Origin of the sequence: Streptomyces sp. S465, from assembly GCF_026898115.1 — a bacterium.
GTDB classification, from domain to species: Bacteria; Actinomycetota; Actinomycetes; order Streptomycetales; family Streptomycetaceae; genus Streptomyces; species Streptomyces luomodiensis.
In genome coordinates this window covers 1,997,339-2,009,100 of sequence record NZ_CP114036.1, presented here as the reverse complement: position 1 = coordinate 2,009,100, position 11,762 = coordinate 1,997,339, and the positions used below count along the sequence as shown (strand labels likewise).

13 protein-coding genes are annotated in these 11,762 nt (G+C 66.2%); 8 read left to right on the top strand and 5 right to left on the bottom strand.

Translation table 11 applies throughout. The features are described from left to right. Positions 1 to 38 precede the first annotated feature (38 nt). The 6 genes from N6H00_RS08590 to N6H00_RS08565 all read left to right on the top strand — a co-directional run bounded on the left by N6H00_RS08590 (position 39) and on the right by N6H00_RS08565 (position 4,572). Positions 39 to 440: an effector-associated constant component EACC1 gene (locus N6H00_RS08590; RefSeq protein ID WP_268970994.1), complete on the top strand. Its 402-nt coding sequence runs from the start codon at positions 39 to 41 to the stop codon at positions 438 to 440. 19 nt (positions 441 to 459) lie between these two features. After that, positions 460 to 2,487, top strand: a complete 2,028-nt coding sequence (locus N6H00_RS08585) for a WD40 repeat domain-containing protein (protein ID WP_268970993.1) — start codon at positions 460 to 462, stop codon at positions 2,485 to 2,487. Between the two features lie 86 nt (positions 2,488 to 2,573). Continuing rightward, entirely contained in the window at positions 2,574 to 2,735 is a 162-nt protein-coding gene (locus N6H00_RS08580) for a hypothetical protein (RefSeq protein ID WP_268970992.1), read from the top strand. A gap of 164 nt (positions 2,736 to 2,899) precedes the next feature. Next, positions 2,900 to 3,997, top strand: coding sequence for an integrase core domain-containing protein (locus N6H00_RS08575; protein WP_268970991.1), 1,098 nt, complete (start codon positions 2,900 to 2,902; stop codon positions 3,995 to 3,997). Between the two features lie 61 nt (positions 3,998 to 4,058). Then, positions 4,059 to 4,394, top strand: a complete 336-nt coding sequence (locus N6H00_RS08570; RefSeq protein ID WP_268970990.1) for a hypothetical protein — start codon at positions 4,059 to 4,061, stop codon at positions 4,392 to 4,394. A gap of 4 nt (positions 4,395 to 4,398) precedes the next feature. Further along, complete coding sequence (locus N6H00_RS08565; RefSeq protein ID WP_268970989.1) at positions 4,399 to 4,572, top strand: hypothetical protein; 174 nt, start codon at positions 4,399 to 4,401, stop codon at positions 4,570 to 4,572. Positions 4,573 to 5,133: 561 nt separating this feature from the next. Here the strand turns inward: N6H00_RS08565 and N6H00_RS08560 are convergent. From N6H00_RS08560 to N6H00_RS08545, 4 genes are all read right to left on the bottom strand, one after another. Beyond that, positions 5,134 to 5,742: a hypothetical protein gene (locus tag N6H00_RS08560; protein ID WP_268970988.1), complete on the bottom strand. Its 609-nt coding sequence runs from the start codon at positions 5,740 to 5,742 to the stop codon at positions 5,134 to 5,136. Between the two features lie 429 nt (positions 5,743 to 6,171). Next, positions 6,172 to 6,717, bottom strand: a complete 546-nt coding sequence (locus N6H00_RS08555; RefSeq protein WP_268976879.1) for a tyrosine-type recombinase/integrase — start codon at positions 6,715 to 6,717, stop codon at positions 6,172 to 6,174. A gap of 140 nt (positions 6,718 to 6,857) precedes the next feature. Continuing rightward, on the bottom strand, positions 6,858 to 7,001 hold the full coding sequence (locus tag N6H00_RS08550) for a hypothetical protein (RefSeq protein WP_268977291.1): 144 nt from the start codon (positions 6,999 to 7,001) through the stop codon (positions 6,858 to 6,860). A 389-nt stretch (positions 7,002 to 7,390) separates the two neighbouring features. Further along, positions 7,391 to 7,708 carry a hypothetical protein gene (locus N6H00_RS08545; RefSeq protein WP_268970987.1) on the bottom strand — a complete coding sequence of 106 codons (318 nt, stop codon included), beginning with the start codon at positions 7,706 to 7,708 and terminating at the stop codon, positions 7,391 to 7,393. 87 nt (positions 7,709 to 7,795) lie between these two features. On the opposite strand from N6H00_RS08545, the gene N6H00_RS08540 reads away from it, so the two are divergent. After that, positions 7,796 to 7,954, top strand: a complete 159-nt coding sequence (locus N6H00_RS08540) for a hypothetical protein (RefSeq protein WP_268970986.1) — start codon at positions 7,796 to 7,798, stop codon at positions 7,952 to 7,954. 158 nt (positions 7,955 to 8,112) lie between these two features. Here the strand turns inward: N6H00_RS08540 and N6H00_RS08535 are convergent, their stop codons facing one another. After that, positions 8,113 to 9,579, bottom strand: coding sequence for a non-reducing end alpha-L-arabinofuranosidase family hydrolase (locus N6H00_RS08535; protein ID WP_182470180.1), 1,467 nt, complete (start codon positions 9,577 to 9,579; stop codon positions 8,113 to 8,115). Between the two features lie 478 nt (positions 9,580 to 10,057). On the opposite strand from N6H00_RS08535, the gene N6H00_RS08530 reads away from it, so the two are divergent. Further along, complete coding sequence (locus N6H00_RS08530; protein WP_268970985.1) at positions 10,058 to 11,488, top strand: endo-1,4-beta-xylanase; 1,431 nt, start codon at positions 10,058 to 10,060, stop codon at positions 11,486 to 11,488. Positions 11,489 to 11,762 lie beyond the last annotated feature (274 nt).

Sequence of the window (11,762 nt, the reverse complement as noted above, 5' to 3'; positions counted from 1 at the left end):
ATATGGTGCGCGTGCGGATAGGTGGTGGCGGGTCGTCCGTGTCGGACTCCGGTGACGAGGTCGCGGAGCTGACCGGTCGTTTCGCGGACTGGCTGACCCAGGACCGCAGCGTGGGACCCCACCTGACGATCGACCGTGTCCGTCCCGCCCCGGTGGACGGGGCGATGTCCGGGGAACTTCTGGGCTGGATCAGCCTGACGCTGAGCAGCGGGTTCTCGGCCGCCGGCCTAATTTATTCTCACCTCAGCTTCCGTGCTTCCCTCCCACCCCGCCAGCGGCACGCTGCCCGGATGGTGATCGAGCGTAACGGCGTCCGCCTGGTAATCGAGGACGGCACTGCTGAGGACACAGCCCGCCTCATTCGCCTCCTGGGTGGTCTCGGAGACGGTGAGGGAGATACCGACGGCGAAGCAGGGGCGGGGGACGGTGACGGTTCCTGATCCGCGCAAGAGTCGGGCGGTGCTGATCGGGATCGATGACTATGCACACGCTGACCTGCAGGCGATGCCGGCGGCGGCAGCCGGAGCACGTCACCTGGCTGGCTTGCTGCGCGATCCGTCGGTTTGGGGCCTCGCCGAGGAGCACGTCACGGTGATCGGCTCCACGGCCCCGGTCGAACAGGTGCTGGGAGCGGTCAGGGATGCCGCGCTGGGCGCCGAGGACACATTGGTGGTGTACTTCGCCGGACACGGACTCCGGGACCGCAGCGAGCGGCTGTACCTGGCACTGACAGCCGCTGACGCCGACTATCCACAGATCGGCACCCTGCCCTACCTTCAGTTACGCGACGTGATCCGGCAGAGCGGCTATCGGGCTAAACACCGCGTCACGGTGCTGGACTGCTGCTACAGCGGCATAGCTGGCGGCATGTCCAGCGATGCTGCCCCCACCCGCACGGAATTGGCCCGTGCCCTGGAAGAACCCGAGGACTCCAGCGGTGAGGGGGACGATCAGGAGGGGACCGAGGACCGCTACGGGGACTGCGTCCTGACCTCCGCCCCGCCGACGAGACGATCGTTCGTCCTGCAGGGTGCGCGCTTTCCGGAATTCACGGGCGAGCTGATCGACATCCTGGAAACCGGAATCCCTGGGGCGGACGTCACCGTAAGCCTGGAGACGACATGGCGAAGAGTCCATAACCGCATGCGCCGACGCGGCAGTCCAGAACCACAGCAGTTCGCACAGAACGCTGTCACTCACCATCTCCACCTCCGCAATCGCGCCGTCCCGTTCGTACCGGAACCGGCGGACGAACCGGAGACCTCGTCCCAACAGGCCCCTGACCCGGACTCCTGGGACAGCGGCGGCACCGACCTGACCGTCACGTGGCAGGCGACGGTCGACGCCCAAAGGCCGCCGAGCCCGGACCCGACGACCACCCGAACCCCTAAGCAGCCCGGCCACGAGCGGCGTTCGAGCCGTCTCTGCGTTCCTGGGGCCCCGGCGACCCTCTTCGACAGCCGTGACGCTCCTCTGCACTCGGTGGCCTTCAATCCATCCGGCACGCTGCTGGCCAGCGCCAGCGAGGATGGCACGGTCAGACTATGGGAGCTGGCCACCCAGAAGTGTGTCAGGTCCTTGTCCCACCAGGTTGTCAACCCGTGGGCAAAACCCCTCGCTGAGGTCCTCGCGTTCAACCCTCGCTTTTCCGCCGCCCTGTCCGTGGCGTTCAGCCCGGACGGAACCGACCTGGCCGTTGGCAACGGTGACGGGACCATCAGTCTCTGGGATGTGGCGGATGGCTCAGAGACCGTCCTGCCCTACCTCGACGGGACCCAGTGGAACGGGTCGGTCGCTTCCGTGTGCTTCTCCCCAACCGACGCAATGCTGGCGGGAACCTATGACGCGCCAGCCATCAGGCTGTGGGACGTGGCCACCCGCACCAGCATGGCCACCCTGGCCACCGGCGACGCACACTGGGTCGCGCAGGTGGCGTTCAGCCCCTGCGGGCAGGTTCTGGCCAGCGCCAGTGGGAACGGCAACCCGAACAACACGGTGAACGACGGCCTGCTTCAGCTATGGGACACGTCGTCCGGAGCAGAGATAGCCACCCTGACCGAAACAAACTCCCCCGCAGGGCAACCCCTGGCCTTCAGCTCCGATGGGAAGACGCTGGCGAGCCTCCGCAGCGATGGGCGGATCACACTTTGGGACATCGCAGCTCGCAAGACGTCCGCGACCATCACCGGACCCAGCGCCGGCGTGACCTGCGTCGCGTTCGGGCACAACGGGGTCCTAGCGGGCGGTTTCCTCGATGGCACCGTCACCCTTTGGGACACGGTCAGCAGCAGGAGCATCGCGGTCCTCACCACCGGCACCAACAGCGCCGTCAGTTCCCTCGCCTTCAGCCCGGACGGTGCGTTCCTCGCCAGCGCGACCAGAAAGCTCACTGTCTGGCCACTAGCCACTGACCGGGCGCGTGTCCTGGGACCCGACCACCCCGACACCCTGAACGCGCGGTCGTTTTCAGATCGCTGGAGCGAGTGAGGGGGCGTCTCGCGGCTGGACAGGAGCGGGCGACCTCCAGGACTTCGCAGAGCCGCTTGACGCCGAAGGCGCCGCGGTGGTCCTCGATGAACCGGTTCGGGGTGGCGACCGTGGGAGTGGGCGGATCGCACTCCTCGGTCAGCGGGCACAAGCTGACGCTGAAGCTGCAGGTCAAGGACCGGGCTACGGGCGGAGCCAGCCCGGAAATCGGTCGTCAGCAGTTCGGCTCCTGGGATGACGAGAACTGAGTTGGACCGTCGAAGACTGGCCCTTGTCCGTGCTGGTGGTCGCCCTTGCCGGAAACCTCATCCGCCCTGGTGGGGGCGGTCCTTCGGGTTTCCCGAAATCTGGCCGCGGTCGCTCGAGCTCGCGCTCTCGCGCAGTTGCCGTCAGCGCGTCATGATGATCGGTCGTGCTGCTGCGACTGGCTTACCTGGGTGTGTCGAACGCGTTCGCGATGCTTCGCCTGCTGCCGATGGCCGATCGGGACAAGGACGCGGAGATCCTCGCTCTGCGCCACCAGATCACCGTGCTGGAACGACAACTTGGCAAAGACAAGATCCGGTTCACGCCGAGCGATCGGGCGTTCCTGGCGGCGCTGTTGCACCGTCTGCCACCGCACGTCCTGCGACAGTTACGGCTGCTCGTACGCCCCGACACGGTGCTGCGTTGGCACCGCGACCTCGTCGCACACCGCCATACCTCCTCCTGCCGGCCCAAACGCCCGGGACGACCGCGCACCGTGCGCTCGATCCGCATCCTGGTGCTGCGGCTGGCGAAGGAGAACCCGAGCTGGGGGTACAGGCGCCTGCACGGCGAGTTGCTCGTGCTGGGGGTGAGGGTGGGCGCGTCCACCGTCTGGGAAATCCTGAAGGAGGCCGGCATCGATCCTGCGCCCGAGCGGAACTCCAGTACCTGGGCCAGTTTTCTGCGTTCCCAGGCTGAGGCGCTTCTGGCCTGCGACTTCATGGAAACAGTCACCCTGTCGGGGATACGGATATACGTGCTCGTGATGATCGAACACGGCAGTCGCCGGATCCGCGTCCTGGGCGCCACGACGCATCCGATCGCCTCCTGGGTAGCGCAAGCGGCGAAAAACCTCGTCATGGGCCTCGAAGACCTCGGCTGCCGGGCACGGTTCATGATCCGGGACCGGGACGGGAAGTTCCCCGAACTCTTCGATGCCGTCCTCAAGGACGCGCGGATCGACGCCGTGCTCGGCGGCATCCAGATGCCAAGGATGAACTCGATCACTGAAAGGTGGATACAGACCTGTCGCCGCGAGCTCCTGGACCGGACGTTGATCTGGAACCAGCGGCACCTCCTCCACACCCTGCGCGAGTTCGAGCAGTTCTACAACGGACACCGACCACACCAGGGCATCGCGAACGCCAGACCGCTGCACCCCTTGCCCCCACCGATCGACGATCCCAACACGTTAACCCGCCTCGACATACGTCGACACGATCGCCTCGGCGGCATCCTCCACGAGTACCGGCATGCGGCGTGACCTGCACGGATGAAGTTTCCGGCAAGGACAGAGCGGGTTCCGGGCGAGTACGGAGGGGGAGATGGTTAGCCACTTGCCCGGCCGTTTCGGCGTGCTGATCGGTGCCAACGGCGCCGGAAAGACGACCCTCACGGATGCGCTCCACCTCGCTCATCCCGGTTCCTGCTTCCCGCTCCTGCCGAGGTACGGATCCGCCACGCTCGCGCCCGAAGGCTCCAACCGCACCATCGAGGTGGCGTACAAGCTGGGCGACAGCCTCACCGAGGAAGGGCGCCATGGACACCAGCTGCACGTGGTCGGCCACCAACGGCTCGGAAAGGTCGCTCAGAACTGGGGCGTCACGCTGAGCCGCAGGCTCGGCAGCGTCGCTACGAAGGTCAATGCGACGCACGGGTAGGTCTTTGGACTCGGACCCGTGCAAACTCATTTACCTGCCGGCCTGGCGGCATCCGCTGGATGAGCTGGCCCGCCGCGAGGCATGGATCCTGGTGGCGCTGCTCCGTGCCGAACAGCAGCGCCTGAGCGGCACCAGCAACCTGGTGGGTCCGCAGCAGCTCTGCGCGAGGTCGATCTAGATGAGGAGGACGTGACGGCCCGGACGGTGTACGAGCTGTTTCGCAGCGCGAAGAAGGGCACGAAGGGCGAGCCCGGGATCAAGGCGGGCCGGGGAGCGCACTGCTCGGGCCCACCGCTCGGCGAACCACGCCTGCTGGCGAGGGGCCGACGCCCTGGCCCGCTTCACGTTTTCGACGGCGTGTGTTGGCCCCACTGGAACGGTTTCGCCTGGCCCCACTTTCGGGCCGTGTGGGTGATGGGTCGGGGCGGAGCTGGAGAGGAACGGTATGAAGTGGCGCCGCCCCCTCGATCGGGTGACGTTTCGCGGGTGCCCCCTGGTGGAGGCGATCAAGTACGGACGGTGGCCTGCGGAGGCCGGTAGCGTGTGATGCACGGAGCCCGCCCGGCTGCTTCCCCTGACAGGAATGCGGACGGGCGGGCGCCTTGCTGGCGTCCGCCCGCTGAGGGTATAGGGCCAGGCGGCTTCCTGTCGGTGCCGGAAAGTATGTCACCCAGGTGCGACTGGCCTGCCCCTGGACACCCCCACATCACCCTGACGAGCCGAATTCAGTAACGCCGCCTCAGATGGTGGGGGTGTCGTCAACAATCGGCCTGTGAATTTCAATGACCGGCTTCCACCCCGCGGAGAACTCGATGAAGTCTGCACGGGTGGGGTAGGTGTCGAACGCGCGACGGTCACGTTTGGGGTTGTCGGTCCCCTTGCGCCCCCGGGGAATCTGCTCCTCGAAGATGTCGACCTTCACGTCGGGAACCTCCTTGAGGCCCTGGCGCCAGATTTGTACGGTGTCGGCGCCGAAGGCCTGCCGGGCCGCGGCGTAAAGGGCCGTGAGGGCGCCCTTGTCCCCACCAGGGACGAAAAGTGCCAGGTCCAGCACGACACCGGCGGACTGGAGGACCTCGATGGTCACCGAGCCGTTCTCGTCAGCCAAGTAGACTCCGGCGTCACTCTCGTCGTCGGGAAGGCAGGAGACTTCTTCCTGGAACACGGTTCTCGCCGTGATCGAGCCGCCCTCGAAATCCTCACCGGACTTGGTCAGAAAAGCAGGGACATAGCAGTCGGGAAGCTTGAGTTGTGCCGTGTCGGCGGAAATGAACAGCCTGTCCTTCACGCTGAGCTTCGTCACCTCTTCCAGCGAGAGGCGGCGAGCGGTGATCTTCTCCGTGTTCACGAATTCCCTTCCAGGTTGCACTGTCCCTCCGATCAAGGACGCTACCACGAAACCCTGAGGTCAACTGCCCAGTAATGCATGGGTAGATGGCTTCCGATGACCTGCGCGGGAGGATGCCGAAGCGGGTGCCACTCGGTCCGCCAGGTAGTGTCCCTCGTCATGCTGTTGGGGATCAACTGGACGTTGCATTTCGGTACGTTGGGTAGCGCGGAGGAACCAAAAGAGAGTTTGCGACAGATATCACCCATATCACCTTCGGGGAGGTGCTGGCGAGGTAAGGCGATCCATTCGTCGTGCATCTCGAAGAGCGAGCGGAAACCAACCGGTTGGTCCCACAGCGCAACAACGGAGACCCCACCCGGCAACAACATCGGGATGGAGTGCGCAAACCGGAAGTCGCATACCACCGCGCCCTCTTCGGTCAGGACTTCAGCGTAGTCGGCTGACGCCCGGTTGCTGACGTCTCGGCGGGGGGCAAGGGGTCGCAGATCCTGTCGTCCCGACCAGCATCATCGCAGGTCGGAGGCCGTTTCCGCGGGTAGCGGAGGCGGCCTCTTTCCGTGTGTTTCGGCGTGGTGGTCGCATGGTGGTCGCATGCGTTCCCTGGGGCTGGGACGCGGAGGGTGAAGTGTGTGCCAGGGCGGGGGAGTAGAGCGCTCTGAGCGGGCTGTGGTGCTGGTTGGTGTGGTCGCGGTGTGGTCGCAGCCAGGCGGGCCAGTGTGGATGGCGGCTGCTGCGGGCGTCGGCTTGGGTGAGGGTGGTGTCGATGGCGTTGACGGCGTCGTGTGCGGCTTGCTGGGTGAGGTGGCTGTAGATGTTGGCGGTGGTGGAGAGGGTGGAGTGGCGCAGAGTCTTGGAGACGATGGCGAGGGGGACGCCTGCGGTGAGGGTGAGCGTGGCGGCGAGGTGACGCAGATCGTGCAGGGTGATGCGGGGCACCTTGGCTTTTTTGGCGCGTTTGCGGAATCGGTCCAGGACGGTCTGGGGCCGGAGCGGTTGTCCGTCGGGTCGGCAGAAGACGAGATCGGTGAACAGATCTGATGGGTCTTGATATGGGTGCGGGTGGCTGTGGCGCGCTGTTCGAGAGCTTTGATTACACGTGGTGAGAGGGCGACTCAGTTCTTGCTGGCGCGGGTTTTGGGTGGGGTGATGACCAGGCGGGAGTTGTTGATGGCGGAGAGGGTGTAGCGGACGTAGAGCACCTGTTCGTCGGTGTGGACGTCGGCCCAGTGCAGGCCGAGGGCCTCGCCCTTGCGCATGCCGGTGCCGATGAGGAGCTCGCACAGATTGGCGATGAGGGAGGGTCGGCGTCGTGGCAGTAGTCCAGGAACCGGACCGTCTCCTGGGGTGTCCACACATGGCGTTCGGGTGCAGCGGGGCGGGGGATGACGGCGGGGCGTGCGGGATTGTGGGCGAGGCGATGCTGGCGCACCGCGTCGCCCAGGGTGCTGGAGAGCGTGGCCAGGCAGCGGTACACGGTGACCCGGCCGCGGCCGGCGTCGAGTTGAGAGTGCGCGAATCCCGCGATGTGGCGGTGACCGAGCTCGTCCAGCTTCAATGTGCCCAGCGTGGGGATGAGGTCGTGGGGGACGTAATCCCGGTAGCGGGCCACGGTTGTCGGCTTGAGTACGTACGATTTCCCTTCGAGTCAGGTGGTGAGGTAGTCGGCGACGGTCTGGTTGGGATCGGCGGTGAACCCGTCGGCCTCACCTTCGAGCATGCGCCGCAGCGCGGTTCGGGCGGTGTCCTTGGTGGGGAAGCCGCCGCGGCGGACGGTGGTGCGCTTGTGGTCGGGGGAGGGGAGGTCGACGGCGATAGTCCAGCTTCCGTGTTCACCGTCGGTGGCCAGTCGGGGGCAGTGGGTTCCGAGCTGGCGGCGGTTGGTATCGCGGCAGCCGCAGCGGCGGTAGACGCGTCCTCGGTCGGCGGAGGAGCGCATGGTGATCGCCTCCCGGGAGTGGTGCAAGATGCCGACGATTCCAGTCTCGACCCAGGGGCACACCACGCGACCACCTCACGCCCCGCAGGGACCTGACCTGGGATTCCCCCTGTCGTGGCCACAAGTGCGGAGAGCCTCGCCCACGAGATGACGCGGTACTGGGGCGCCTTCACGAAGACCGGCCGGCGGGCCGCCGGGCAGATGGTCTGGCCCGGCTATCACAGCGGCAAGGGCCTGATGCTGTCGCTGCGGGCCGGGGCAGAAGTGCCCTGATCGACGACGACCGGTACTCGACGGAACACCAGTGCGCGTTCTGGGCCACGATGCCGGGCACACAGCACTGAGGAGGCCGGGGACCGGAATCGGTGCATCAGCCACCGCGCCGGTCCCCGACCCCGCTCACCCCCACCGTCTCGACTCGTGTCACGCCGTCAGCGCTGCAGAGTCAGCAGACCCGGACGGTAGGGCAGGAGGCCGTAGTCGCCGCCGGAGTTGGGGCTGCGACCCTGGTAGAGCAACTGCAGATGGCAGGGATCGACGGTCATGGTCTGATCGGGGCTGGTGCGGATCAGTTCGCCATGGCTGATGTCGTTGGTCCAGGTGGCGCCACTGTTGGCCTTGCCGGCGAAGGGATTGCTCTCGGTCGCGGCCTGGGGCGTCCACGAGCCGTTCAGACTGGTGGCCGTGAACGAGCGGAAGTAGCGGCCCTGCGAGCCGATCGCCTCGACGATCATGAGGTAGCGGTTCTGGCCCTGGAGCTTGTAGACCTGCGGGGCTTCGAACAGATTGTTCGTCGTATCGCTCATGACCACTGTCGAGTTCGTGCCGAAGCTGCCCGGGAAGTTCCCGATCGGCATACTGGCCCGGTAGATCTTGCCGTTGTCACCGGCGAAGAACAGGTACATGTTCGTCCCGTCGGCGATGAGCGTCTGGTCGATGGGCCCGGTTCCGGAGCCGGAGATGCTTCCGGAGAAGAGCACCTGCTGGGACGACCAGCCATTCGGGTTGGTGGGGTCGCTCGACGTCCGGTAGGAGAAGGCGGTGCCACCCCATTGGTAGGCGAGCACCCAGATGTTCTTCGGTGCGAAGTAGAAGAGCGTGGGCGCGACGGTGGAAGCCGACATCGTGTTCTGGCCGGCCGATGCCATCTCCGACCAGTTGGTGAACAGGCCGAAGTTCATCGAACCCCATGTCGTCCCCGTGTCGTGCGTCGTCGCGTAGACGAGTTGCCTGCCGTTGTAGGGGACGACGGTGAAGTCCTTGAGCGAGACCCACCCCGGCTTGGGCTGCGCCAGCGCGCCCGTTGATGTCCACCGGTAGGTCGATGGAAGATCGCACGCGCCGGGGTCGTTGCCGCCGACCTTGACGAGCTGCCACTGCTGGTTGGTGCCGCCCCAGTCGTCGTACTGGACGACGTTCGCGTTGTCGGCGGTGGAGGCACCTTGTACTTCGAGGGCCTTGTCGCTGTGGCGCGCGATGAGCCTCACGTATCCATCCGGGCTGTCGGCCAGCCGCCACTGCTGGTTGGTGCCGTTCAGGTCGGCCCACTGGACGATCGAACCACCGTTCGCGGTGGACCGGTTGGAGACGTCCAGCACCTTGCCCGAGTGGCGGGACTTGATGCGGTAGTAGCCGCCCCCGGAATCGACGAACTGCCACTGCTGCTGGTTCTGATCGTTCCTGGTCCACTGGGTGATGCGGGCGCCGTCGCCGGTCGCCATGTTGTAGACGTCCAGGGCCTTGCCGCTGTTGCGGTTGACCAGCACATACGAGGCGTTGGGGTCTACGGTCGCCGCGTCGGCGGGCTGGGCACCGAGGAAGGTGGCCACGAGCAGCAAAGGCGCAAGGACGGCGAGTAAGCGTCTTGGACGGGCCGGGGGCGGGTGGCGAAACCACATCAGAGGGCCTCCTTTGGGGGCGGTGGTGACGTGACCCCGATGAACCGCGGAGCGGACGTGCCCGGGGGCAGGAGCAATCACGGAACATTTCGAAGAAATTCCGGATGCTCTGGCGCCACAAGCTAGGAATGTGGGGCCCGTTGGTCAAGGCCTGTCGCCGATCTGTCCACAAATAGCGCCTCCGGCGACGACGGGGGTTCGCCGTCGGGCTCGCCGGGGTCCGGAAATTTTCGGACGAGGAACGGAAACTTCTTCTGCGAGGAGTGTTGACGAGTCATCGTCAATGCCTCAATCATCCCTGCTTGAGAAGCCGGTCATAGTTCGAGATCTCGAACCGTGTCGGTACCGCACGACAGTTCCGCGCACCAAAGCCTGCGCCACCCCCGTCACGTTCCGGTGTCCGTCCGCCGAGGGGGAGCGGACGAGGCACCCCCCTGCGCCTGCATTCCTTCCGTGATTCCTACTTGGAGGCACAGTCATGGGCTCGTATGCCCTTCCCAGACCGGTTAGCCGCCGGAAGTTCCGCGGCCTGCTGTTGGCGCTGGTCGTCAGCGTCCTCGCAACGGTCGCCGCACTGGTCACGCCGCCGACCGCACACGCCGCCGAGAGCACGCTCGGCGCCGCGGCGGCACAGAGCGGCCGCTACTTCGGCACCGCCATCGCCTCCGGCAGACTGGGCGACTCGGCGTACACGACGATCGCGGGCCGTGAGTTCAACATGGTGACGGCCGAGAACGAGATGAAGATCGACGCCACCGAACCGCAGCGGGGCCAGTTCAGCTTCAGCGCCGGTGACCGCGTCTACAACTGGGCGGTGCAGAACGGCAAGAAGGTGCGCGGTCACACCCTGGCCTGGCACTCCCAGCAGCCCGGCTGGATGCAGAGCCTCAGCGGCAGCACACTGCGCCAGGCGATGATCGACCACATCAACGGCGTCATGGCCCACTACAAGGGCAAGATCGCTCAGTGGGACGTCGTGAACGAGGCGTTCGCCGACGGCAATTCGGGAGCCCGGCGCGACTCCAACCTGCAGCGCACCGGCAACGACTGGATCGAGGTCGCCTTCCGCACCGCGCGCGCCGCCGACCCGGCCGCCAAGCTCTGCTACAACGACTACAACATCGAGAACTGGACCTGGGCCAAAACCCAGGCCGTGTACGCCATGGTCCGAGACTTCAAGCAGCGCGGCGTGCCGATCGACTGCGTCGGTTTCCAGTCGCACTTCAACAACGACAGCCCGTACAACAGCAACTTCCGTACCACCCTGCAGAGCTTCGCCGCCCTCGGTGTCGACGTGGCTCTCACCGAACTCGACATCCAGGGCGCCCCGGCCACGACCTACGCCAACGTGACCAACGACTGTTTGGCCGTCCCGCGCTGCCTCGGCATCACCGTCTGGGGGGTGCGCGACACCGACTCCTGGCGATCGGAGCAGACGCCGCTGCTGTTCAACGGTAACGGCAGCAAGAAGCCCGCCTACACCGCCGTCCTGGGCGCACTCAACGGCGGCTCCACCACGCCCCCTGCGGATTCCGGACAGATCAAGGGTGTCGGTTCGGGCCGCTGCCTGGACGTGCCCGGCACCAGCACCACCGACGGCACCCAGGTCAACCTGTGGGACTGCCACAGCGGCACCAACCAGCAGTGGACGTACACCGACGCCGGCGAGCTCAGGGTCTACGGCGACAAGTGCCTGGACGCCGCCGGCACCGGCAACGGCGCCAAGGTCCAGATCTACGGCTGCTGGGGCGGCGACAACCAGAAGTGGCGCCTCAACTCCGACGGATCCATCGTCGGCGTCCAGTCCGGCCTCTGCCTCGACGCCGTCGCAGGCGGCACCGCCAATGGCACCCTGGTCCAGCTCTACTCCTGCTCGAACGGCAGCAACCAACGCTGGACCCGCACCTGATGGGACATGCCACGAACCGAGGGTGAATCGCTGAAGACCTACAGTGCCCGCACCTGGAGTGGAGCCGGGATGATCCTGGCTCCACTCCGTCGACGTCTATCCCGGATTGAAGGACGCAGAGGCCTCTTCATGACAGCTCCCACGCCTTCGGGACTGGTCAGGGCGGGCGACCTGTGACTCGGTGAGGTTCCCGACTCGTATTGGCTATAGCGGTGCGCGGTCGGGTTGGCCGCTCGTAGCGTGCTGTAGGACGCTGGGTTGGATGGCTCGTGAG